This window comes from Sphingopyxis sp. YF1 (assembly GCF_022701295.1).
In the GTDB taxonomy this organism is placed as follows: domain Bacteria; phylum Pseudomonadota; class Alphaproteobacteria; order Sphingomonadales; family Sphingomonadaceae; genus Sphingopyxis.
Genome location: NZ_CP033204.1, coordinates 1,032,262 through 1,054,475, shown reverse-complemented (window position 1 = coordinate 1,054,475; position 22,214 = coordinate 1,032,262). Strand labels below are relative to the sequence as shown.

Annotated in this window: 21 protein-coding genes, 1 tRNA gene and 1 pseudogene; 9 read left to right on the top strand and 14 right to left on the bottom strand. The window is 64.5% G+C overall.

The annotated features are described in order from the left end of the window. The first annotated feature begins 84 nt into the window (after positions 1 to 84). The gene (locus EAO27_RS05130) at positions 85 to 1,650 is read left to right on the top strand and encodes an alkaline phosphatase D family protein (RefSeq protein ID WP_242777734.1); all 1,566 of its coding nucleotides are present in this window, start codon (positions 85 to 87) and stop codon (positions 1,648 to 1,650) included. Between the two features lie 12 nt (positions 1,651 to 1,662). Here the strand turns inward: EAO27_RS05130 and EAO27_RS05125 are convergent, their stop codons facing one another. Together EAO27_RS05125 and mutL are read right to left on the bottom strand one after the other, a co-directional pair. Continuing rightward, positions 1,663 to 2,151, bottom strand: coding sequence for a hypothetical protein (locus EAO27_RS05125; protein ID WP_242777732.1), 489 nt, complete (start codon positions 2,149 to 2,151; stop codon positions 1,663 to 1,665). A 638-nt stretch (positions 2,152 to 2,789) separates the two neighbouring features. Beyond that, positions 2,790 to 4,604, bottom strand: a complete 1,815-nt coding sequence (mutL, locus tag EAO27_RS05120) for a DNA mismatch repair endonuclease MutL (protein ID WP_242777730.1) — start codon at positions 4,602 to 4,604, stop codon at positions 2,790 to 2,792. A gap of 186 nt (positions 4,605 to 4,790) precedes the next feature. On the opposite strand from mutL, the gene EAO27_RS05115 reads away from it, so the two are divergent. The 6 genes from EAO27_RS05115 to EAO27_RS05090 all read left to right on the top strand — a co-directional run bounded on the left by EAO27_RS05115 (position 4,791) and on the right by EAO27_RS05090 (position 10,508). Continuing rightward, positions 4,791 to 5,837 carry a rod shape-determining protein gene (locus EAO27_RS05115; protein ID WP_242777728.1) on the top strand — a complete coding sequence of 349 codons (1,047 nt, stop codon included), beginning with the start codon at positions 4,791 to 4,793 and terminating at the stop codon, positions 5,835 to 5,837. Positions 5,838 to 5,854: 17 nt separating this feature from the next. After that, positions 5,855 to 6,748 (top strand): rod shape-determining protein MreC, encoded by an 894-nt coding sequence (gene mreC / locus EAO27_RS05110; protein ID WP_242777726.1) that lies wholly within the window; start codon positions 5,855 to 5,857, stop codon positions 6,746 to 6,748. Next, positions 6,745 to 7,269, top strand: coding sequence for a rod shape-determining protein MreD (mreD, locus tag EAO27_RS05105; RefSeq protein WP_242777720.1), 525 nt, complete (start codon positions 6,745 to 6,747; stop codon positions 7,267 to 7,269). The genes mreC and mreD overlap by 4 nt, the downstream gene beginning before the upstream one ends. Positions 7,270 to 7,303: 34 nt before the next feature. Continuing rightward, positions 7,304 to 9,217: a penicillin-binding protein 2 gene (gene mrdA / locus EAO27_RS05100; RefSeq protein WP_242777719.1), complete on the top strand. Its 1,914-nt coding sequence runs from the start codon at positions 7,304 to 7,306 to the stop codon at positions 9,215 to 9,217. After that, entirely contained in the window at positions 9,214 to 10,320 is a 1,107-nt protein-coding gene (gene rodA, locus EAO27_RS05095) for a rod shape-determining protein RodA (protein ID WP_242777718.1), read from the top strand. The genes mrdA and rodA overlap by 4 nt, the downstream gene beginning before the upstream one ends. 112 nt (positions 10,321 to 10,432) lie before the next feature. Next, a tRNA-Lys gene (locus EAO27_RS05090) sits at positions 10,433 to 10,508 on the top strand. A 161-nt stretch (positions 10,509 to 10,669) separates the two neighbouring features. Here the strand turns inward: EAO27_RS05090 and EAO27_RS05085 are convergent. Together EAO27_RS05085 and EAO27_RS05080 are read right to left on the bottom strand one after the other, a co-directional pair. Next, complete coding sequence (locus EAO27_RS05085) at positions 10,670 to 11,890, bottom strand: site-specific integrase (RefSeq protein ID WP_242777717.1); 1,221 nt, start codon at positions 11,888 to 11,890, stop codon at positions 10,670 to 10,672. Positions 11,891 to 12,255: 365 nt separating this feature from the next. Beyond that, positions 12,256 to 12,357, bottom strand: a pseudogene (locus EAO27_RS05080) (transposase); the annotation flags it as partial. Positions 12,358 to 13,016: 659 nt separating this feature from the next. On the opposite strand from EAO27_RS05080, the gene EAO27_RS05075 reads away from it, so the two are divergent. Both EAO27_RS05075 and EAO27_RS05070 read left to right on the top strand, forming a co-directional pair. Then, a complete protein-coding gene (locus tag EAO27_RS05075; protein ID WP_242777715.1) occupies positions 13,017 to 13,586 on the top strand; it encodes a hypothetical protein in 570 nt (189 codons plus the stop codon). A 266-nt stretch (positions 13,587 to 13,852) separates the two neighbouring features. Beyond that, complete coding sequence (locus EAO27_RS05070) at positions 13,853 to 14,020, top strand: hypothetical protein (protein WP_242777713.1); 168 nt, start codon at positions 13,853 to 13,855, stop codon at positions 14,018 to 14,020. Positions 14,021 to 14,028: 8 nt separating this feature from the next. On the opposite strand, the gene EAO27_RS05065 is transcribed toward EAO27_RS05070, so the two are convergent. The 10 genes from EAO27_RS05065 to EAO27_RS05020 form a co-directional block, all read right to left on the bottom strand. Then, positions 14,029 to 14,298 (bottom strand): hypothetical protein, encoded by a 270-nt coding sequence (locus EAO27_RS05065; RefSeq protein ID WP_242777711.1) that lies wholly within the window; start codon positions 14,296 to 14,298, stop codon positions 14,029 to 14,031. A 74-nt stretch (positions 14,299 to 14,372) separates the two neighbouring features. Continuing rightward, a complete protein-coding gene (locus EAO27_RS05060) occupies positions 14,373 to 14,942 on the bottom strand; it encodes a hypothetical protein (RefSeq protein WP_242777710.1) in 570 nt (189 codons plus the stop codon). Further along, positions 14,936 to 15,859: a hypothetical protein gene (locus EAO27_RS05055; protein WP_242777708.1), complete on the bottom strand. Its 924-nt coding sequence runs from the start codon at positions 15,857 to 15,859 to the stop codon at positions 14,936 to 14,938. The genes EAO27_RS05060 and EAO27_RS05055 overlap by 7 nt, the downstream gene beginning before the upstream one ends. Before the next feature lie 18 nt (positions 15,860 to 15,877). Beyond that, a complete protein-coding gene (locus EAO27_RS05050; RefSeq protein WP_242777707.1) occupies positions 15,878 to 16,753 on the bottom strand; it encodes a hypothetical protein in 876 nt (291 codons plus the stop codon). Next, positions 16,750 to 17,763, bottom strand: coding sequence for a hypothetical protein (locus tag EAO27_RS05045; protein WP_242777706.1), 1,014 nt, complete (start codon positions 17,761 to 17,763; stop codon positions 16,750 to 16,752). Before EAO27_RS05045 ends, EAO27_RS05050 begins: the two co-directional genes overlap by 4 nt. Before the next feature lie 250 nt (positions 17,764 to 18,013). Beyond that, the gene (locus tag EAO27_RS05040; RefSeq protein WP_242777704.1) at positions 18,014 to 18,379 is read right to left on the bottom strand and encodes a hypothetical protein; all 366 of its coding nucleotides are present in this window, start codon (positions 18,377 to 18,379) and stop codon (positions 18,014 to 18,016) included. Between the two features lie 25 nt (positions 18,380 to 18,404). After that, positions 18,405 to 18,785, bottom strand: a complete 381-nt coding sequence (locus EAO27_RS05035; protein ID WP_242777702.1) for a hypothetical protein — start codon at positions 18,783 to 18,785, stop codon at positions 18,405 to 18,407. Positions 18,786 to 18,816: 31 nt separating this feature from the next. After that, positions 18,817 to 19,305 (bottom strand): hypothetical protein, encoded by a 489-nt coding sequence (locus EAO27_RS05030; RefSeq protein ID WP_242777700.1) that lies wholly within the window; start codon positions 19,303 to 19,305, stop codon positions 18,817 to 18,819. A gap of 125 nt (positions 19,306 to 19,430) precedes the next feature. After that, positions 19,431 to 20,078 (bottom strand): response regulator transcription factor, encoded by a 648-nt coding sequence (locus EAO27_RS05025; protein WP_242777698.1) that lies wholly within the window; start codon positions 20,076 to 20,078, stop codon positions 19,431 to 19,433. A gap of 2 nt (positions 20,079 to 20,080) precedes the next feature. Then, positions 20,081 to 22,207 carry an ATP-binding protein gene (locus EAO27_RS05020; RefSeq protein WP_242777696.1) on the bottom strand — a complete coding sequence of 709 codons (2,127 nt, stop codon included), beginning with the start codon at positions 22,205 to 22,207 and terminating at the stop codon, positions 20,081 to 20,083. Positions 22,208 to 22,214 lie beyond the last annotated feature (7 nt).

Below are 22,214 nucleotides of genomic sequence, written 5' to 3'. Positions count from 1 at the left end.
CCAAAGCCTTCGCTTCGGTCATTGAAGTCCCACATGGCTGGTTTATCGAGGGTCGCATGATTCGCCTCCCAGAGGAAACCAGCCATGTTTGACCGCCGCCATTTCCTCGCCACCGCCGCACTGACCGGCCTTGCCGCGCCGGCGATCGTCCGCGCGCAGGGCATACTGCGCGACTTCCCGTTCAAGCTGGGCGTCGCGGCGGGCGATCCGGCGAGCGACGGCTTCGTCATCTGGACGCGCCTCGCGCCCGAGCCGATGGAACGCCACGGCGGCATGCCGCTGACCAATGTGCCGGTCGAATGGGAGGTCGCGAGCGATACCGGGTTCCGCGACGTCGTTGCCAAGGGTACCGAGCTCGCGCGTCCCGAACTCGCGCACAGCGTCCATGTCGAGGTCGCGGGACTGCTCCCCGACCGCCCCTATTATTACCGCTTCACCGCCGCGGGCGAGCGCAGCCTGCGCGGTCGCGCGCGTACCCTGCCCGCTCCCGGCGCGCGGATCGACGCGCTGAAGTTCGGCGTCGCTGGATGCCAGCATTTTGAATCGGGCTTCTACGGCGCCTATCGCCACCTCGCGCGCGAAGACCTCGCCTTCGTCTATCATTATGGCGATTTCATCTACGAATATCAGCAGGACTATCTGTTCGACAGCGGCCTGCCGATCCGGCCGGTGCGCGCCTATGCGCAGCGCGCCTTGTTCGACGTCACCGATTTCCGGGGCGCCTATGCCCAGACGCTGCTCGACATCGACCAGCAGGCGGTGCGGGCCACCCACGCCTTCCTGTCGAGCTTCGACGATCACGAAATCCGCAACGACTGGGTATCGGACATCGACAATTGGAAGATGGGGCTGCCCGGCAACGATCCCGACGCCGCGCCGCCCGAGGTCTTCATGCTCAAGAAGCAGGCCGCGATGCAGGCCTGGTACGAGCATATGCCCGTGCGCAAGGCGCTGCTGCCGCGCGCGGGCATGGTCACGGCGCACCGCGAGTTCCGCTATGGCGACCTGATGGCGATGCAACTGCTCGACACGCGGCAATATCGCGACGACCAGCCATGCGAAGACGGCTTCAAGCCCGCCTGCCCGGGCGTCTTCGACAAGAATGCGCAGGTCCTCGGCAAGGCGCAGGAGGATTGGCTGAACCGCAACCTTGCGAAGGGCGGCGCGACGTGGAACGCGATCGCACAGCAGGTGACGATGATGTCGCTCGACCGGCGCCGCAAGCCCGACGAACCCGCGAAAATCCTAAATCTCGACAGCTGGGCGGGCTATGAGGCGCCGCGCGAACGCATATTATCGCGCTTTGCGGGCCTGAAGAATTGCGTGGTGCTGACCGGCGACGAGCACCAGAATTTCTGCGGCGACCTGGTGCTGAAAGACAAGGTCGTCGGCGCCGAATTCGTCGCGACCTCGATTTCGTCGGGCGGCGACGGCAGTGACAAGCGCCAGGGCACCGACGACTGGCTGAAGCTAAACCCCGAGCTCAAATTCGCCAACGACCAGCGCGGCTATGTGGTGTGCGAAGTCGGCCGCGAGGCGTGGCAGACGCACTTCATGGTGGTCGACAAGGTGACGACGCCGGTCAACACGCTGTCGAAGCGTGCGACCGGCGTGGTCGAGAATGGCGTCGCCGGGATCAAAATGGCCTGACGCCGCGACGCGTCAGGCGTCGCACTTCCAGACGCCGTCGAAGCTGCGCTCGCCGCCATAGGTGCGGTGCGCGACAAGCTTCGCAGCACTTCCCGACGCGCGCTCGATCTCGAGCTTGAGGCCCGGGCCCGACAGCATCATGCCCTTTTCAAGGGCGGCAAAATCGCCCGAACCGGCGACACGCTGAACGCGCGCGCCGACCTTGACGGCTCCCTGGGTCATTGCGTCGGCCCCGGCACCGGCCTTGGCAACGAGCGCCGGCGCGGCCTGCCCGTCGATCGTGAAGCTGCAGCCCCGCTCGCCTTCGAGCGCAAGCAGTTCGCCCTTGCCGATCGCGCTCAATTCGATCGGCGCCTTGCCGCCGGTTTCGGGAAGCTTGCTTTCGGCGGTCTTTGCGGGCGCGGTGACCGCCGGTGCGGTCGTCGTCTCGGGTTCGGAAGGGCCGGAACAGGCAGCGAGAAAAAGCACGGCGCCGAGCGACGCCGCAATCGTCAACTTCATTGATGAATCTCCTTTGCTCCCGGCGAACGATCCGCAGGGCGATTCCGTTCCGTGCCGGGACAAATATTCTCTCTTTGCGGCCGATTAGCCGCCCGACGCCCTTCGTCGCCGGCTTCGTCCAAGTCAACCCGTCGGAGGGTTCGCAAATGCCGGCGTGAGTTGGGAAACCGATGCCACCCCATCCGGCGTCCCGGCGAAGGCCGGGATCTCACCGGTACGTCATGGCTTGCGGGGCGGGATCCCGGCCTTCGCCGGGATGACGTAAAATGACCGAAGTCAGCCCTCCGTGCGCCCCGGCGAAAGCCGGGGTCCATTGCAGCAACAGGCTGGGTTTGCGTCGGCATTCTGGGCCCCGACTTTTGCCGGGGCGCACATCCCTAGCGGTGACTAACGGTCGTTGGCGGATATCTAAATCCTCCCTGTGGCGAAGCCATGGGGAGGGGGACCGCCGCCGCAGGCGGTGGTGGAGGGGCCGCGAGGTCGCGTCTTTCGCCCCTCCGTCAGCGCTCCGCGCTGCCACCTCCCCATGGCTTCGCCACAGGGAGGATATCTGCCCGCTACCAGTCGTTTGCAGTCCTCAATCATGGTCGTCCGAGCTATCGACGATAGTCGATTAAAACATCAACGTCCTAACCCATTCATTTACGGCCAAAAAGTCGCTCAACGTCAGCCATCTGTAATTTCACCCACGTCGGGCGGCCATGGTTGCACTGGCCCGAATGCGGGGTGATCTCCATCTGGCGGAGCAGCGCATTCATCTCCGCGACGGCCAGCGTCCGGCCGGCGCGCACCGAGCCGTGGCACGCCATCGTCGCGGCGACAAGTTCGAGCCGTTCCGACAGTCCCAAGGCGGCATCATAGCCCGCAAGATCGTCGGCGATGTCGGTGATCAGCTTGTGACAGTCGATCGCGCCGAGCATCGCGGGGGTCGCGCGGACCATCACCGCCGCAGGGCCGAAGCGTTCGATCTCGACGCCGAGCGCCGCAAGCTGGAGCGCCGCGGCCTCGAGCCGGTCGCATGCCGGTTCGTCGAGTTCGACCACCTCGGGAAGCAGAAGCCCCTGCGACGGCACCGCCCGGCCCGCCATCCCGGCGCGCAATTGTTCGAGCACAAGCCGCTCGTGCGCGGCATGCTGGTCGACGATGACCAGCCCGTCCTCGGCCTCGGCGACGATATAGGTGTTGGCAATCTGGCCGCGCGCGATACCGAGCGGATGCGCCTCGGCCTGCGGCGGCGGGACGACGGCAACCTCGGCGCGCCCGGCAAGCGGCGCAGGTGCCGCCGCAAAGGGCACGAGGCGATCGTAGACGCGCGCGACGTCCTCGGCGGGCGGCGCGACGTCGGCCCCGAACAGGTGCACTGCGGGCTCGGCCCGGTGACCGAAGAGAAACCCCGTCGCGGGCGCGGGTGCGACCGGCTCCTGCTGCCAGGCGCCAAGCGCCGCTTCGGCAGGACGCTGGACGCTGCGGAACCCGTGTTCGTCGAGCGCGCGGCGCAGTCCGCCGACGATCATGCCGCGGATCAGCTGCGGGTCGCGGAAGCGTACCTCGGTCTTCGCGGGATGGACGTTGACGTCGACCTCGCTCGTCGGCACGTCGAGGAACAAGGCCACGACCGGATGGCGGTCGCGCGCGAGCAGGTCGGCATAGGCGCCGCGCAGTGCGCCGACCAGCAGCCGGTCCTTCACCGGACGCCCGTTGACGAACAGATATTGATGGTCGGCGATCCCCCGGTTGTATGTCGGCAGGCTGATCACCCCGCCCAGATGCACGTCGCCGCGATCGAGATCGACCCCGATGCTGTTGCCCGCAAGATCGCGGCTGGTGAGCGCCGCGACGCGGCTGAGCCGATCCTGCCCGCCCTGCACGTCGAGCACGCGACGCCCGTCATGCTCGACCATGAAGCCGATGTCGGGTCGCGCCATCGCAAGGCGCTTCACCATGTCGAGGCAGGCGGCATATTCGCTGCGCCCGCTGCGCAGGAATTTGCGACGCGCGGGGATGCGCGCAAACAGATCCTCGACGAGCACGCGGGTGCCCTGCGCCAATGCCGCCGGTCCTTCGCTCACGACCGCGCCATTGTCGACGACGCGCCGCCAGCCGTCGGCCCCCGGCCGCCGGCTTTCGAGCGTCAGCCGCGCGACGCTGGCGATCGAAGGCAGCGCTTCGCCGCGGAAACCGAGCGTCGTGACATCTTCGATCGCGTCGTCGGGAAGCTTCGAAGTGGCGTGGCGCTCGAGCGCGAGCGCCATGTCGGCGGGCGTCATGCCACAACCGTCATCCTCGACCTCGATTCGCGCAATCCCGCCATCGGCGATTCGCACCGAAATACGGCGCGAACCCGCGTCGATGGCGTTTTCAACCAGTTCCTTGAGCGCCGCAGCCGGTCTTTCAACCACTTCACCGGCTGCGATCCGATTTACGAGCGTTTCCGGCAGGCGGCGTATTGACATGACGCGTCTCCTAGCGCAGTCGGACGGAAATCGCGACCCACCCGCACAGCCTCATCATTTTGTCCAGCCAGCCCCCCATGGACAGGCCGGAGTCTCCCCCTGATTTGGTCCTGTTGACGGACGGGCATGCGCCTTCGATGATGGCGGCGGGGCGGCCCGTTCGCACGAATGCAGGAATGACGATCGATGTCCTTTTTTTCGCGTTGGCTTAAGTTCAATTCCCAAGACATGGCAATCGACCTCGGCACCGCCAATACGGTGGTTTACGTCCGCGGCAAGGGCATCGTGCTGAACGAGCCTTCGGTGGTTGCGGTCGAGACGCTGAACGGGGTCAAGCGCGTCAAGGCGGTCGGCGACGACGCCAAGCTGATGATGGGCAAGACCCCCGACAGCATCGAGGCGATCCGCCCGCTGCGCGACGGCGTCATCGCCGACATCGACGTCGCCGAACAGATGATCAAGCACTTCATCACCAAGGTGCACGGCGGCAAGCCCAACGCGTTCCGCAGCCCCGAAATCGTGATCTGCGTACCCAGCGGCTCGACCAGCGTCGAACGCCGCGCGATCCGCGACGCCGCGTCGAACGCGGGCGCGAGCGAAGTGTGGCTGATCGAGGAGCCGATGGCCGCCGCGATCGGCGCCGACATGCCGGTGACCGAACCGATCGGGTCGATGGTCGTCGACATCGGCGGCGGCACCACCGAAGTTGCGGTGCTCTCGCTCCGCGGCCTCGCCTACACCACCTCGGTTCGCGCCGGCGGCGACAAGATGGACGAAGCGATCGTCTCCTATGTCCGTCGTCACCATAACCTGCTGATCGGCGAAGCCACCGCCGAACGGATCAAGAAGGATTTCGGCATCGCCCGCATCCCCGCCGACGGCGTCGGCATGACGATCCACATCAAGGGCCGCGACCTCGTCAACGGCGTGCCCAAGGAAATCTCGATCAACCAGGCGCAGATCGCCGAAGCGCTGTCGGAGCCGATCGGCACGATCGTCGAGGGCGTGCGCATCGCGCTCGAAAACACCGCCCCCGAACTCGCCGCCGACATCGTCGACCAGGGCATCGTCCTGACGGGCGGCGGCGCGCTGATCGCCGAGCTCGACGAACTGCTCAAGGACGCAACGGGCCTGCCCGTCACCGTGGCCGAGGATCCGCTGACCTGCGTCGCGATCGGGACCGGCCGCGCGATGGAGGACCCCGCCTTCCGCGGCGTGCTCCAGCAGGCCTGATCGTCTAGGCTCGCATCATGGTCCGCCCGGCACATCGGCGTCCGGGGCAATCCCGAAAGGCCCAGACCAGCCTGTTCGTCGCTTATGTCATCGCGGTGACAGGGGCGGTCGCGGGGCTGTTGCTGGCGATCCTGTCGGTTGCCGACCCCGTGGGTTTCGCAGCGCTGCGCGTCGCGAGCCATGAGGTGACGGCACCGATCGCGCGCGGCACACGCTCGGTGATCGGCTCGATCTCGGGCATCGACGATGCCGTGTCGGCCTATGTCGGCGCGGGATCGCAGAATCGCCGCCTGCGCGCCGAACTGGCCGACGCACGCCGCCAGATCGTCGCGACGAGTGCGCTGCAGGAAGAGAATCGCCAGCTGAAGGCGCTGCTCCAGCTGCAGGAGGCCGACAAGCGCGGGATCGCCAACGGCTACCTCCTCACCTCGACCTCGACGAGCAGCAAACGCATCGCGCTGCTGAGCATCGGACGCAACGTCGGGGTCGGCCCGGGACAGCCGGTGCGCGGTGCCGACGGGCTGATCGGGCGCGTACTGACCAGCGGCCCCTCGGTCTCGCAGGTGCTGCTGCTGACCGACGTCGACAATATCGTCCCCGTGCGGCGCGCGCGCGACGGGCTCCCCGCGCTGTCTTCGGGGCGCGGCAACGGCGACCTCGACGTGCGCACTCTCAACATCGCGAACAACCCGTTCAAGCCGGGCGACATCCTCGTCACCTCGGGCACCGGCGGCCTCTACCCGCCCAATATCCCGGTCGCGATCGTCGTGCGCCGGACGAACGAAGGCGCCCTCGCCCGCCCGCTCGCCGACCCTGCCAAGGTCGATACCGTCGCGGTGCTCCGCCCCTACACCCCCGACACGATCGAAGCGGCGTCGACCGCGGCCGCGGCATCGGCGCCCGCCCAATGACCAAATATGACACGCGCCGGCTGGGCGAGCCCGCCTCGCGCTGGCGCATGCAGACGGTCCCCGTCGTCACCGTGATGCTCGCCTCGGCGCTGCCGCTGATGCTGCCGATGGTCGCGAGCTCGCCCGTACTGCCGCCACTCGGCCTGCTCATGTTCCTGTGCTGGCAGCTTTTGCGCACCGAAATGTGGCCCGTGTGGATCGGGCTGCCGCTCGGTCTGTGGGACGATCTGTTCAGCGGTGCATCGATCGGTACCGCGGTCGGACTGTGGACGCTCGCGAGCATCGCGATCCATTATTTCTCGCAGCGCATCTATTGGCGCGGTTTCTTCCACGACTGGGCGATCGGTGCACTGCTCGTCGCGACGGTGCAGGCGCTCGCGGCGCTGATCGCACACCCCGACGCGCATTTGGGCCGCGTGCTCGGCCTGGTCGCGCCGCAGATGGTCATCTCGGCGCTGCTCGTACCGCTCTTCCTCCGCCTGACCGGCAAGTTTGACAATTTCCGCCTGAAACGCCGATAATCCTTCTCCCCCTTTTCGCCGATTGCCTCACCCGATGCCCCGCAAAAAGAGCCCGCCGATCACCGAAGCCTGGAGGGGCCTGACCTTCACGCGCCGCGCCCTCGTCGTCGGCGGCGCCCAGATGGCCGTCGGTGCCGCGCTCGCCGCGCGCATGGCCTATATTTCGGTGATCGACAACGATCGCTATGTCCTTGAATCGGAAAGCAACCGCGTCAATCTGACGCTGGTCCCGCCGCGTCGCGGCTGGATCGTCGACCGCCATGGCAAGGCGCTTGCCAACAATCGCGTATCGCTGCGCATCGACCTCATTCCCGACCGGCTGCACAAAAAGGAGATGGTGCTCGGCCAGCTCAAGACGCTGTTGCGGCTCGACGGCGATGCGATGGAACGCATCGAGCGCGACCTCAACGCGGCATCGGGCTTTCAGCCGGTCGCGGTCGCAGAGGACCTGTCGGAGGCCGACTATGCCTCGATCCTCGTCCGCCTGCCCGACCTTCCCGGCGTCGCGCCGCAGCGCGGCTTCGCCCGCAACTATCCCACCGGCGCCGCGGTCGGTCATCTGATCGGCTATGTCGGTGCCCCGACCGCCGAGGAATATCAGGCAGCGAACAAGGACCCGCTCTACATCACGCCGGGCTTCCGGGTCGGAAAGGACGGGCTGGAAAAATATTTCCAGCCGATGCTGCGCGGCAACCCGGGCGCCAAGCGCGTCGAAGTCACCGCGCGCGGCAAGGTGGTACGCGAGCTCGATACGACCGAGGACCGGCAGGGCAAGACCGTCCACCTGACGATCGACGCCGACCTGCAGGAATATGTCGCGCGGCGCATGGGGCGCGAATCGGGCGCGGCGATCGTCATCGACTGCCAGAACGGCGACATCCTCGCCTTTGTCTCGATGCCGAGCTTCGATCCCAACAGCTTTTCGGACGGGATCAGCAACAGCGAATATAGCTGGTTGCGCGCGGACGATCACCAGCCGCTGATCAACAAGGCGACGCGCGGGCTGTATCCGCCCGGCTCGACGCTCAAGCCGATGGCCGCGATCGCCGCGGTCGAGCATGGCGTCGATCCCAGCGAACGCCATACCTGCGTCGGCGGATACCGGCTCGGCAGCCGCTTCTTCCGCTGCCTCGGCACCCACGGCAGCCTCGACATGGCGTCGGCGATCATGAAGAGCTGCAACAGCTATTTCTACTGGCTCGCGCACCGCCTCGGCTACGACGCGATCGCGCCGACCGCCAAGCTGCTGGGTCTCGGCGAGGAATTTCAGCTCGCCGGCAGCAACCAGCGCTACGGCACCATCCCCGACAGCGCCTGGAAGATGCGCAAGTACGACCAGCCATGGTCGGCGTCGGACTCGCTGAATGCCGTCATCGGCCAAGGCTATGTCAGCGTGAATCCGCTCCAGCTCGCGGTGATGACGGCGCGGATCGCATCGGGCCGGCGCCTCTATCCGCGCCTCATCAACCGCCAGTTCCAGAATGAGGCCCTGCCCTTTTCGCCCGCGGCGCTAGCCGTCGCGCGCAAGGGCATGGACCTCGTCGTCAACGGTGCCGGAACCGCGGTACGCAGCCGCCTGCCGCTCGACGGCATCACGATGGCCGGCAAGACCGGAACCGCGCAGGTGCGCGGCTTGGCGTCGGGCTCGCGCGGTCAGGGGGGTGCGTGGAAATATCGCGACCACGGCCTGTTCGTGGGCTTCGCGCCCGTCGACAATCCGCGCTACGCCACCGCGGTGGTGATCGAGCATGGCATGGGAGGCAGCCGCGCGGCCGCGCCGGTCGCCAAGGATTTCATGACCTATCTCTACGATCGCGAAAAGGCGATGGCCGCGCTCGAAGGCTTCGAGGCGGGCTGGGGCGGCACGATCAAGGAACGCATGGACCGCGACTATGCGGCATGGAAGTCGGGCGCGTCGAGCGACCCCGATCCGGGGGTGCCGCAATGATCCCGATTCCTCCCGCCGTCCAGCGCGTCCCGTGGAAGCTGATCGCCATCCTCGGCGGTATCACCGGCTTCGGCCTGCTCGTCCTCTATTCGGCAGCGGGAGGCAACTGGTCGCCCTGGGCGTGGCAACAGGGGGTGCGCTTCCTCGTCTTCCTCGGCGTCGCACTCGTCATCGGCCGCTTTCCGATCCGCATCTTCGAGGATTTCGCCTATCTCGGCTATATCGGGATCCTGGTCCTGCTGATGGCGGTCGAATTTCTCGGCTTCGTCGGCGGGGGCAGCCAGCGATGGCTCAACCTCGGCTTCATGAACCTCCAGCCCTCCGAACTGATGAAGGTCGCGATCGTTCTCGCGCTCGCGCGCTTCTATGCGCAGTTGCCGCCGGGCAATACGCGGACGTGGACCGCGCTGTGGCCCGCGCTGATCCTGATCGGCTTTCCGGCCGCGCTGGTGATGCTCCAGCCCGACCTCGGCACCGCGCTCGCCATCTGCGCGGGCGGCGTGATCGTGATGTTCGTCGCCGGCCTGCCCTTCTGGTGGTTCGGCAGCGTCGCGGTCGCGGGAATCGCGGCGCTGCCCATCCTCTTCTCCTTCCTCCACGACTATCAGCAGAAGCGCGTGCTGATCTTTCTCGACCCCGAAAGCGATCCGCTCGGCGCGGGCTACCATATCAGCCAGTCAAAGATCGCGATCGGTTCGGGCGGGATCGGCGGCAAGGGCTTCCTCAACGGCTCGCAGAGCCATCTCGACTATCTTCCCGAAGGCCACACCGACTTCATCTTCGCGACGATGGCGGAGGAATGGGGGCTGATCGGCGGGCTGGCCCTGCTCTTCGGTTTCTTCCTGCTGCTGCGCTGGTCGACGCGCGTCGCGCTCAAATCGCGCACGCGCTTCGGCCAGCTGACCGCCGCGGGGCTGACCATGACGATCTTCTTCTACATCGCGATCAACCTCGCGATGGTGATGGGCATGGCCCCGGTCGTCGGCATCCCCTTGCCGCTCTTCTCCTACGGCGGCTCGTCGATGCTGACGATCATGACCTGCGTCGGCATCGTCCTGGCGATCGAAAATGACGGCAAAAAACGCGTCGGGGGGCTGCAATAGGAAAAAAATTCGGCAAGGCCATTGCCAAGCCCAGAACAGCATGATAGCGGGCCGCTCTCTTCGCAGCAAAGGGCTCCGCCCGCCGCCGCAAAGATAGCCGAAAACCGGCAGTGGACGCATAGCTCAGTTGGTAGAGCAGCTGACTCTTAATCAGCGGGTCCTAGGTTCGAGCCCTAGTGCGTCCACCATTTATTTCAAAGACTTAGCGACCAATCTTCAGATAAATATCAAATACTCCAGATGCCGTGTAAGCACCGGGTAAGCACGCAATGGGCAGTAACCGTCAAATCTTATCAAACATTATCAGTGGCTTATGCCAATTCTCGCCGCCTAATTGCGTGCCGAAATGTCACGACGCGGTCAGCTTTTTGATGTGTCTTCCCCATCGCTTCATCGCTTGGCGCTTCTCCTCCTGATACGGGTAGCATTGGTACACACCAACAATACCGCTCATCGTCCCGGAGAGATGATTGAGAACGGACTCGATGATTTCCGTCCTGATCTGCAAGGCTTGCATTCCCGTCGCCACCGTTCGGCGGATATCGTGAATGCGCCAAGGCGCCAAAGCGGCGCCCTCCTCCCCCGCTGACCTCATTTTTCTAACGATCATGGCGTCCCATTTCTCTTTAGCTTTCGAGAATGCACTCAGGCGCGTCCCGTAGCTCGACTGAAACACCAAGCCATTTGACGGCCAATCTTTCCCGCAGGCTACCGCATCAAGCAGCGCAATTGCCTGCTTGCTAAGCGGGATAAGATGCGAACGGCCGTTCTTTGACCTTTCGGCCGACAAGTCCCATCGACTGCTTTCACGTCGCAATTCCGACCAGTCCAACCCGATCACTTCGCCGCGCCGCTGTCCGGTCAAAATCATCAACCGAAATGCCGGACCATATTGCCCCGCAAGCTGGAAGCTGGTTTCCCAAGCGCAGCGCAATTCTTCTGTTGAGAGGTAGCGATTACGGGGTTTCGGCGGCGGAGGGGCATCCACTCCTTGAACCGGCGAATGCTTGAGATCGTCCCGGCTCATAGCCCATTTGAACATTTTACGCAGGGTCGCGTGCATCGCCCGCGCGACCGAAGGTCGGTTGTCCAGCCTTCGATAGATTGCGGTAAGGTCTGACCGCCGGACTTCTGAAATCCGCTTAGTTCCGATCGTCGGCACCGCATAGTGGACCAGCATCGAGCGGATGCGCGACCAGTCCTTCCAACGACGCTTGAGATACTCTTCGGTGAAAAGTTCGACGTACCGATCAAATCGAAGCTCAACCTGCTTCCGACGGCGTTCGCGACGCCTTTCTAGCGGATCTTTACCCTTTGCGACCTGCTTCGCGAGATCAAGCGCCTTGTTTCGCGCGCTTTGGGCTGTCCACGGCGCGCGATGGCGGCCAATAGTAAAGCGCCGCGAGATCGAGCCCCTACCTCCCAACCGATATTGATAGATGTAGGACTTTGTGCCGCCTTGCGTCACGCGGACGCCAAATCCAGGAAGCACCTTATCCCAAAGGAAAATGTTGCCGCTCCGGGGAGCGAGATGATCCACTTCGATAGTAGTTACATTTCCGACGGGCATGGCTCGTCCTCCTTTCCTAAGTCGGGAAAACTTCCGGACCGGAGAGCAACGCATAGCCATCTTTGAATGTTGACCGCTGGCCGTTGGTAGAGCCTCTCGGTGCAAACGAGATGCCCTGCCACTGCGGTCTTGGCCGGTTGCAGACCGTCCGCTCTTGGCACTCGATCGCGAATAGCTGCCGTTTAGGCCGATCAAACTGAACCGCCTTGCTAATTCATCTTGGCCGACATACGCGTCTTCGAACCGGGGCGAAGCAACCTCCCGGACAAGCGCAGCGTGCGCTCAAGCGTTGCCTTTTGATCTCTGCTACGCGGGGATGAGGAGGTTTGTTTGAAGCGCTTTTCTCTCCCAGTCTTGCTGCTCGTTGCTATCCCGATCTGCCGGATCAAATCCTTCACCGGCAGCCCCATCTCCGCCTGCTTCAAAACAGACACGATCTGCTCCGTGGAAAATCGCTGCTTCTTCATCGACGAACCTCCTCTTCAAGGAAAATCCGCCGGAAATACTAACATTACGTCTGGACCACTTTGGCCGTTTCACCTCAAAGGAGCTTTCATCCATCCACTCCTGTCGGGATGCAGCAGGGAGATGAGCGAGTCCCGGCACGGACACTCCCACGGGAGAGGTCATCGGAAACGAAGTAGGCCCCTTCGAATTGCCCCCCCCGGTCCCCGACACATCGATGCCGCATTGATCCCGCACAGAGAAGAGCTTGTGGCTGCGTATCATAGCGCTCAGTGAAATCGATGCAGTGCAGTCAGGCTCGACGCGTGGTCTGCGGCCCCGGCAAGCCGGCGAGCCCGATCGGCAATAGCATGCTCGACTGCGCCTCCCCTGTTCCGGGGGTTCCGCGTGAGAAGGTTCCGCAATATGACCACATTCGATCGACAGTCCGGGGGCCGGTCAATTGAGCAATGGGAAGATTCTCTCCATCCTGCCGGCGCTTGGCTTGTGTCTCGCCGGCCCGGCTTTATCAGCAGCCGAGCCATGTAGGTCTGTCCGAATTGAGCGCCCGTCACAGGGCGGCGAGGCCCGGGCGATGCGGCCCGCGCCACCTAATGCGGCCGACTGCGTGGCGGGCGTGCCCTTGACGGTAGAGCAGGGCGCGACTCTTTGGCGATGCGCCGTGGAAACGCCCGACGGGCAGGAGCCGATGTGGGACAAGTGGACCGACGCGCTGCTGCTGGTGCGCGACGGCGAATGGACACGTGCCTGGCAAGACAGCGTCATGGCGGGCCGATATGATGCCTATCATGTGGCGACCGCCGATCTCGACGGCGACGGAACCATGGAACATATCGTCGCGACCTGGAATGCGCAGGGGAATGGACTGGGCATAAACCACTGGACGATAAGGGTCTTTTCGCAGTTGTGGGACGAGATCGGCCTCTATCCGGACGTGCAGGACTGGGGGCCGTCCTCCATCGTCGCAGCGCCTTCATATCGGGCAGGCTGCGACCTTGCGATCACCCGCTATGTCGAGGCGGGCGGGGATAAGGAAGAGTCCGGTTCGACGATTCTGGAAGCCCGTTTCGTGCGCATGACCGCGGGGCGCATGGTCAACGCCACGGACCGCGAGCGCTTGCGCAAGCGACTCACGACGGCTTTTCAGCGCCAGCGCGAGGCGCATTTCGAGCGGTCCGGCGATGACATCGAGGGCGATGCGGCCGGGTGGTTGGAGGATGAGAGCCCGTGACGAGGATGACGGCCACTACTGCCTGCTTAGCTTGCCTGTGGGCTGCAACCCCCGTTCAGGCCGCACCCGCCCCCGCCTCGGCGGCAGACATGGCGTTCTTTGCCGGGCGATGGGCGACCGGTCCGGCGCCTGCGGACAGGTTTGAGACGCTGTCCACGCGAACGCCGGACTGCGCGCGCGCGGTTCGGATCGAGGCAGGCCCCAGCAATGAAGTCGTTCGCTCCGTAACGCGGGGCGATGGGACGAAATCGACAGCGCGTTTTCGGGTGATGCAGTTCGCAGGCAATCATCCATGGTGGCCGGTCGAGGGCGGCCCCGGTCCCGTCGCGCGCAAAGTGGATGCCGACAGCTTCGACCTTGCGCCGACGCAGGTTGGCCGCGCAGACTGGGCACGGGCGATCCGCCATTATCGCTGCCCTGTGGCGGTTGATTGACGTACCGGTCAATCCGCGACCAGGCGAACCCCCGCATAAAGGCAAACGGCGACCAATAACGCGGCCATGATGGCGAACCACGCTATCGACGTCCAATAGGCGGCGGGCTGCCGTGCACGCTCGATGGGTCGGCGTCCGACCGCGATCAGCCCGTCGCCCAAAGCGTCCAGCAGATAATATCCCAGAAAGATGCTCAGCGGCCCGGCGAGAAGGATCGCCCACCAATATTGAACGCGCGGCTGTTCTGCCAGCCATGCTATGAGCAGATAGAGCGCCATACCCGACGGCACGATGATCGCCGCCGTCCGGGCAAGGCTCCACCAGACCGAAGACCTGCCATTCACCCGGAGTGTCAGCGGTCTTGCCGAGGCAGCAGGCCAAATTGGAGGGTGGATGTCGCCGTGCCATCCTTGTGCTGCGTCAGTGACAGCCGCAGCCGCTGGACGGCTCCGCCCGCCGCCCGTTCCCACACCCACTGGGCGTCGCGCGTCTTGGCGGAAGAGGGAGCCGCGATCTGCTGGAACGCGGGCGAAGCCTTCGCCGCCCATGCGCCGACTTGTTTCTCCAGCTCCCCGATGCGTGCGATCGGGACGCTCGCCGCTACCCGGCAGGCCGAACCCGGCTCACCAAGGTCACGGCCGACAACCAGCACGGCCTCGGCAAACTCGAACAGCCACCAGGACATTCCTGCGCCTCCCCCCAGCGCGGCGCGGTTGTCGCCCGTGACTTCCAGGAAGCCAGCTGCGCTTGCGGTTTCGGCCAGCGATTCCCCGCGTTCGATCACGGGAACGCAGACATCACCCAACCCGGCAAGCACGAAGGTGCCAAGGCTGGGCGCATCGTCCTGAGCCCGCGCCGGCGCTGCCGCGCAAAGCAGCAGCGCGCAGCCACCGACGACCAGATTAAGCGCGGAACTCAGCATTTGCCGCTGCCGCAGCGATGATAATTGTCCCACCATGCCTTGTCCTTCAATCTTTGTTCGTTGCTGCGATTATCGCCATTCCGGGCGGCCGCGCCGATGCCGGAAAAGGGCAGGGTCCAGTTCGTCGAATCCCGCGCCCGTGCCGCTGCGGCCTGATCCAGTTGCCGCTGCTGCTGCGGCGTCAGACAGGCATGGGGATTGAGGTCGCAGAAGGCGGCTTCCCAGCGGCCGTTGACAAATGCCTGTATGTCCCTTCGCCCCGATGGTTCGGTTCCAAGGTCGGCTGTCGCTGGATCGTTGATCACGACACGAGCGCCATGGGCATAGAGGAATTCATAATCCCGCGCGCCTTCCTCGACATAGATCATGCGCGCGCGCTGTCCCTGCTCCGCCCGCAGCAGCGTACGCTTGCGGCCGGGGCGGCCGGGATGCGGCTGGCGCAGGATCACGACGCGATAGCCGAACCCCATGGCCTGTGCTTCCCGGACAATGACATCGATCAAGTCTCCGGCTGCGGGCAGGATCGCCTGACGTGGGGCATAGGGCGTGTCGAGTTGCGGCTTGAGTATGGTGATGCGGCAGGCGGGTTCGGGCCTGCCGTCCGAGCCCGGCCCGAAATCGGCGGCGAGGAAGAGCACCGAGCCCATCACGTCGCGATAGAAATTCGCGCCTGTCTGCTGTGGTGAAGGGGAAAACCCCGCATCCGTCGCCAGCCGCGCGAGATTGCCTCCCTCCTCCGCTGACCAGCAGACATTGAAACTGGAAAGGACGGCCCTTTCGGTGGGACCCAGCGCTTGGGCATGAGTGGGCGCGGCGGCCAGGCCGATCCCTGACAGTGTCGCCGACAGCACGGCGATGAACCTCCCCGCCCCCTTTCCACGGCTGCGGTTCAAAGACAGCTTTTCCTTTTCGATCATAAATCTCCCCTCAGAGGTTCAGCGCGTTGCGGGAGCGATTGCGATGCTGTCATTGATCGCCTTGAAATCGCGCGCCTGCCCCGGCCAATAGACGTTCGCCGCCGACTGGCTTTTTACCGCCATCGTGCACTGCATCTCATATCCATGCTTTCCCGCCGCGAATGTTGTCATCTGGGATATGATGCGCGGGAATTTTTCCATGCTGGGCAAGGTGTAGGCCGCGACGCAGACCTCCCGCGGACCGAGCGGCGCATTCTCCAGCAAGGCGCCATAAAAGGTCATGTCAGTGGCCGATGACGGATAGATTGCCGCCTCGCAGCGTGCTCGTCCATCGACCTTGCCGCCATCAGCACTCGCGCGGCTGGCGGTGAGAAGCCCCCTTAGCCGATCGCCCTGGTTTTCATAGCGGCGCCGCATCACGCAGGTCGTGACCCCTGCCAATACAGGAAATGCCGAGTCGTTATTCATCAGCATGGGCCGGGTCAGCACAAAGAGCTGGTCGCCGGTCAGCGGCCTGTCATTGGCCGTAAAGCTACGCATTGGATCATCGCCTGTGGGAAAGGCGATCGAAACGCCTGCGGCCTTGTCGATCCAGTAGCGCGCCAGGGCTTCGGCGGCCCCCGCCAAACCCGCCGTCAGGATCGTTCCGATCAATGCGCCGACCACGATTATCGAACGCCTTTTCATTTCTTGGCCCCCCTCCATGTAACGCTTAGCTTCGCGGGACATGCTGCCGCGCATGGCGCCGGGCGCCGCTTCGGCGACCGGCCAGTGAACCTGCGCAGCGACTTCGCTGGAGGCCGCCGGCGAACAGTTGAAAATGCAAGGTTTTGACGCCCGCCATGTGCCGCCGAGCACCGCTGCACCCGCGAGGACGACGGCCGCCTGCTTCACCTCCGAGCCTTTCTCAGTTCGTCGACCGCAACCTGATTCTGCAAGGCCAGCGCCTGAAGCGCCAGTCGCGCATAAGCTTCCGGATCGACCTCGAAACGGCCGGTCGCCGTGAGCTGGCTGTTATAGCCGAGACGCCCCTCCCAGGTATCGACGCCGGCACCGCCTGTACTCGTCGCACGCGCATCGCCGCCCCGGCCGGATACAAGACCGAAATCACCAGGCGCCTCCAACGAGCCGTCAACCTTATATTCCATGAAGCCGCCATGCTGGCCGACGCGCACGCGCCACGGCTCCATCGAGAAGCCGCCGATAACCGGTCCGCCGTGGATCATCGGCCGGAACGAAGCCTGCGCACCGCGCGACAGGATCGCCATCGATCCGCCGCCTTTGGCCTGCACATAGGCATAGTTCACAGTGAAGCGCGGGGCGACCATCGTCGCGTCGAGTTCCCGCGTCATGGTGCGGACCGCGCCAAGATTGACCGGCATCGCGCTTTCCGGCCAGGCGGCGAGGCCCGTGGGATGCACCAGCGCATAGGATTGCCGCGCGCCATTGGATGACATCTTCTGGATTTCAATCTCGCCGGGCTTCGCCTTCAGCGAAGTCGCGCCGGACGTGCTGCTCCATTCCCCCTGGGGCACGACTGAAAAGCCTGCTGCGGTCAACCGCTCGACGAGATCTGCATAGGCGCGGTCGGTGATCGCCTGGATCAAGGCAGGCTCCGCTCCCGACAGGACCGTTTCCACGTTGGCGCGCGTATCGGTCGTGCGCGCGGATGCGCTGGCACTGATCAGGAACGACACGCGATAGGATGGAATGAATATGCGCTGACGCACCTTGTCGCCTGCGAAGACATTGCGTGTAAATTTCTGCGGTGGGGCAGACGGAAGTTCGATCGGGGTCCTCAGGGCACCGACCATCTGCCCGGCCTGTTCAGACTGTTCAAGCGCCTGGGCACTGGCACCCACGCAGATGGAGGTGGCCAGCAGGATAGGAATGGTGTGACGCATGAAGACGACCTCCAGTTTGGAACAGAGTCACCTTGATCTAAGACGGAGTCTTGCGGCCCGCGCCCCCCTGAACAGGGGTGCGGCCTTGTTCACTCATCGAACACGCTCGCCCGCAGCAATCGTCCCGTTTCGTGCGGCATGCCTACCGCCCGTCCGCGTCTGGACCGAAGGCTCGCTTCCGTGCCGGTTTAGGGACGATCCCCTACCGGCAATCCCGCGCCCGCGGCGCCCAGGAGACCTGGAAAGAGTTTCATTGCCACAACGCGGGGTCGATGCCTTTGCATACGTCGGCCATCGACGCGGCGGCATTGCCGTAATCCGCGACATCATACCATTCATCCAGCAGTTCCGATACCTCGTCTTCAGTCCAGCCTTTTGCCGTCAGTACTTCATAAATGCGGCGTTCGATCCGGTCGTAGATCTTCATATGCGGCACCCCGGCAAGCAGCTTGCCCGAGGTTCTAACGGCTTCGCGAGCTTTCGTGACGGCCTGCATGGCGCAGGATAGCAAGCTACGCTCCTCCGGGGTCATCGGTTGCTCTTCGGCGCGGGCCGTGCCGGCCAGGGCGCAGAATGCCGCGACGGCGGTGCAGAATTTCAACCCATATGATGCCATCCATGTGACCCTTTAAGACAGACTATCAGTGATTGGCGGTATCGGGATGCGAGACGGTCGATCCCGCGTCCAGTTTGCGTGCGGCATCCAGCAATGTGTCGTTGCCGCGCAACGCGCCGATGATCGCACCGCATTTCGACATCATGGCCTGTTCCGCATCTCCGCCCGGCAAGCGGCTCTTCACCTCCGCCACGGCCGCATCGTCGCGCCCGCCGAGTTCATCGAGCCGCTCGGCGAACATCGCGGAAAATTCGCGCAGTACCCGGACATTGATGTCATCAGCGCCCTTCGCCGCCGCCCGGTCGGCCAGCAGGTCGAAACCCGCAGCGCAGATACGGACGTCGTCCTTGTTGCCGAGCAAGTCGATATGGCTTGCCAGCAGTAGCGCGATCGTCGTCACAAACATCGCCCATCCCCCAAAGTCGTTCCACGAACAGCTAAACGCCCTCACGGGACAGAGTCAGGATCAATATGCCGTTCGGCGCCCTTTTCAGTTCCAGCGAGGTTCCGCTCTTTGATCCATCCAACAGGAGATCCATCCCCAATATGGGGTTGTACCGATCCAGATCGAATCCGTTCGCCTGGCCCCAGGCCGCGACATGATCGCTGACCACCTCGGCCCTCGCGCCCGGCCCGATGAGGAGGATGTCGCAATCGGGGCCCCGCGCCTTTACCACCACCATGTCGCTGCCCTGTCCCCATTTCCAGGTGCTTTGAGCAGAGTCGTAGGCAAAGCCCCTTTCCTTCGCGGCGCGCTCAGGGAGGTTGGCCATCGCGAGCCTTATGCCGATGCCGCACAGGTCGATGGCGTCCGCCAGCTTGCTTGCGACCGGGGCTGGGAGTTGCGCCTGCACAGGCGCTGCGCCCGAAAGCACCGCTCCGGCAAACAACGCCGAATATCCCAGATTCTGTCCGGTTTTCGTCATGATCCGTCCCTGCCCCACTCCTACCGCCACGATGTTCCGGCACCGCACGGGTCGCAGATGCGGTGCCGGGACAACGGCCGCTTACAGCTTTGGCAGGGCGCGATCTCTCCCCTGAACAGGGGTATTCACTCGCTGGATGGCACGCCGAGGCCCAGCTTGGTCGCGTGCCAGGACGCCTCCGCCCTGCTGGATATGCCGAGCTTGCGATAGATGGTCTTGATATAGCTCGCGACCGTGCTTTCAGCGAGGCCGAGCGCCGCGGCGACGTCGACATTACGCATGCCCCGGCCGATCAGCGCCAGCACGTCCTTTTCACGTGCTGTCAGCCTTTCATCGGGTTCCGCACTTGGTCCGGTCAGGCGGAAATGCGCCATGATCCGGCGCGCGACAGCGGGCGACAGCGCGGGCACGCCCTCCGAAATCTGGCGGAGTTGGCGCACGACGCTCGCGGACATTTGCTCCTTAAGCAGATAGCCGTCGGCCCCGGCAGACAGGGCGGCGACGATATTGGCATCGTCGGCCATCACCGTCGTGACGACGCAGATGGTTTCAGGCCGTAGCAACCGGATGTTCCGCATGACTTCCAGGCCTGAACCATCCGGCAGACCGAGGTCGATCAGCGCGACGTCGAAGTCGCCGCGCGCAACCGCCGCGATACCCTCACGCATATTGGCCGCGACGGTGATATCGCAGTCGGCGAACGCCTCTGCGGCGACATCGGCCAGCCAGCAGCGGGTTTCAGAGATGTCCTCGACGATCAGAATGCGCTGCATTGTCATGCTTCCACCGGAACATGGACCGTGATCCGCGTTCCCGGCGCTGCGGGCTCGATCGCCAGTCGACCTTTCAGCGCCGCGACGCGCGCACGCATATTCTCCAGTCCATGCCCCGGCACGACGGCGTCGGGAACAAAGCCGCGGCCGTCGTCCTCGACGGTCAGCACCAGGCCATCACCCGCACGCACCAGCGTAACGCGGATCGTCGCAGCGTCGGCATGGCGGAGCGCGTTGCCTACCGCCTCTCGCAGGATCGACCGCATCGCCGGAACGGCGCGGGCCGGAAAGTCGGGCACCATCTCCATGTTCCAGACCAGCGTCAGTCCGGCGCTCGACAGAAGGTCTGCCATGTCCGCGCGAAGTTCGGCCATGAGTTCGTCCGGCGTAAGGCCCTGCCCGGCGCTATTGTTGATGATCTCGCGCAGGTCGACGAGCGTGTCGCGGATGAGTGCGTCCTTGCGTGTAGCGTCGCGGCTGTGCAAGGCACCGAGCAATTGGACGCCGATATTGTCGTGCATATCGCGCGTGATGCGACCCCGCTCCGCCGCCACCCCCTGTTCATAGGCGATGCGGCTGTCCAACGCGTGGGCCAGCATTGCACAGAGCTCGGCGGCGCGCGATACATCGCGCGGTGAAAAGAGTCGGCGGCCGTGCATGGCATGGTCGAGTCGCCGCGCGGGGAGCGCCCCGATAGCCGGGATAACCAGTGCCGTCCCTTCCTCCAGCAAGGTCGGCGCGCCGCGATCCGGCCCCGGCGAAATCCGTAGCGGGCGAAACACCGTATTCAACAGGGCTTGCCAGCGCAAATCGCGATCCTTGTCGGACGGGGCGAGCGCCACTTCGATCATGTCGGGAAACCATGCCTCCTGTCGCGGTTCGCTGCGCCCAGAAAGCCGGCGTGCCAGCGTGTCACGCAGCGGCAGATAAAAAAGGGCGACCAGGAGCAGTGCCAAGCCGAACGCGGGGGCACGGCCGATCGCGATCCACGAGATCAGCATGGCGTCGACCAGCAGCAGCAGCGCCGCCGCCGTCATGTAGAACAGGATGCGAAACGCCCAGCGATCAAGGTCGAACAATCGATAGCGAGCCACGCCAAGTGCCAGCCCGACATGAATGAGCAGGAAAAAGATGAAGGCGTAGGATTGCGGCAGCAGCGGCGGCAGCCCGATCAGGCTCGGCGCGATGACGGTCAGAGCAAAACTGCCTGCACCGACCGTGATCGAAAGGCCGAACCAGCGTATGATGGCCCTTGCGCCCGGATCGCCCGATGCCCGCAAATATTGCAGGGCGGCGCACGCTATGATGGCTGCCATCGACAACAGGATCGGCAGATGAACCCCCACCGGCGGTCCGCCCAATATTTCCAGGGAATCGGCGATCCACCACGGACCGAGGATGAAGAAGGGGGCATATCGCCACCCCCCCGAAACGAGCGGTCCCGGATAGCTGAGGAGGAGCGCGATCATCGCAGCGGCGAACATCAGCGCGCCGCCGTGGTTCAGGATCGACAGGAACCGAAACAGGCCACCGTCGATCGCCAGTTCGCGCGTGCTATAGAGTGCGGCGGGAAAGGTGGCGAGGAGAATTGCAAAGCTGGCGAGCGCGAACAATGCGGTTGCGGGGTCGCTGCGGCGCAAGGACCACACCCATGCACCCACCAGCCACGCCGCCAGCCCTACGCAAAGCTGAACCCAGAACTCGCCCGGCAAGTCTCCCAGCGGCCGCAGTGTCGAGGGTGTGACGGTGGCGCTCTTATTGTCCGTGCCGCGAAGCGTCACCGTCGCTTGTCGCAGCGTCCGGTCGATCTCCGTCTGGCGGGCGAAGAAGCGCGCCATTTCATCATAGGTGGCGGCTATGTCGGGCTCGTCGACAAGGTCGTTCGCTTCGATCGTCACACTCTCCTCACCGGCTCCTTCGACAGCAATGAGGCGCTGGGGCGCGGTGATGCCCTGCGCGGGTCCGTCCGCGCGAACGTGGGCTATCCGGATTTCTCCGGCTGGCGTGCCGGTGATAGCGACGCCCAGCCATGGCTGATGGATCGTGAGATACAGCAAGGCGACGACGGCCACGACGCCCATCAATACGGTCCCGATCAGGATCGCCGCCGGTGGAAAGCGTATCGTCATGCCAAGC

What these genes read in the sequence shown, in the direction of transcription:
- mreC (WP_242777726.1), top strand. Translation starts at nt 5,855, where the DNA reads ATGGTCCGCCCGGCACATCGGCGTCCGGGGCAATCCCGAAAGGCCCAG.
- EAO27_RS05055 (WP_242777708.1), bottom strand. Translation starts at nt 15,859, where the DNA reads ATGATCGAAAAGGAAAAGCTGTCTTTGAACCGCAGCCGTGGAAAGGGG.
- EAO27_RS05035 (WP_242777702.1), bottom strand. Translation starts at nt 18,785, where the DNA reads ATGTTTGTGACGACGATCGCGCTACTGCTGGCAAGCCATATCGACTTG.
- EAO27_RS05060 (WP_242777710.1), bottom strand. Translation starts at nt 14,942, where the DNA reads ATGCTGAGTTCCGCGCTTAATCTGGTCGTCGGTGGCTGCGCGCTGCTG.
- EAO27_RS05040 (WP_242777704.1), bottom strand. Translation starts at nt 18,379, where the DNA reads ATGGCATCATATGGGTTGAAATTCTGCACCGCCGTCGCGGCATTCTGC.
- rodA (WP_242777718.1), top strand. Translation starts at nt 9,214, where the DNA reads ATGATCCCGATTCCTCCCGCCGTCCAGCGCGTCCCGTGGAAGCTGATC.
- mutL (WP_242777730.1), bottom strand. Translation starts at nt 4,604, where the DNA reads ATGTCAATACGCCGCCTGCCGGAAACGCTCGTAAATCGGATCGCAGCC.
- mreD (WP_242777720.1), top strand. Translation starts at nt 6,745, where the DNA reads ATGACCAAATATGACACGCGCCGGCTGGGCGAGCCCGCCTCGCGCTGG.
- mrdA (WP_242777719.1), top strand. Translation starts at nt 7,304, where the DNA reads ATGCCCCGCAAAAAGAGCCCGCCGATCACCGAAGCCTGGAGGGGCCTG.
- EAO27_RS05025 (WP_242777698.1), bottom strand. Translation starts at nt 20,078, where the DNA reads ATGCAGCGCATTCTGATCGTCGAGGACATCTCTGAAACCCGCTGCTGG.
- EAO27_RS05045 (WP_242777706.1), bottom strand. Translation starts at nt 17,763, where the DNA reads ATGCGTCACACCATTCCTATCCTGCTGGCCACCTCCATCTGCGTGGGT.
- EAO27_RS05115 (WP_242777728.1), top strand. Translation starts at nt 4,791, where the DNA reads ATGTCCTTTTTTTCGCGTTGGCTTAAGTTCAATTCCCAAGACATGGCA.
- EAO27_RS05065 (WP_242777711.1), bottom strand. Translation starts at nt 14,298, where the DNA reads ATGGCGCTCTATCTGCTCATAGCATGGCTGGCAGAACAGCCGCGCGTT.
- EAO27_RS05085 (WP_242777717.1), bottom strand. Translation starts at nt 11,890, where the DNA reads ATGCCCGTCGGAAATGTAACTACTATCGAAGTGGATCATCTCGCTCCC.
- EAO27_RS05020 (WP_242777696.1), bottom strand. Translation starts at nt 22,207, where the DNA reads ATGACGATACGCTTTCCACCGGCGGCGATCCTGATCGGGACCGTATTG.
- EAO27_RS05125 (WP_242777732.1), bottom strand. Translation starts at nt 2,151, where the DNA reads ATGAAGTTGACGATTGCGGCGTCGCTCGGCGCCGTGCTTTTTCTCGCT.
- EAO27_RS05030 (WP_242777700.1), bottom strand. Translation starts at nt 19,305, where the DNA reads ATGACGAAAACCGGACAGAATCTGGGATATTCGGCGTTGTTTGCCGGA.
- EAO27_RS05130 (WP_242777734.1), top strand. Translation starts at nt 85, where the DNA reads ATGTTTGACCGCCGCCATTTCCTCGCCACCGCCGCACTGACCGGCCTT.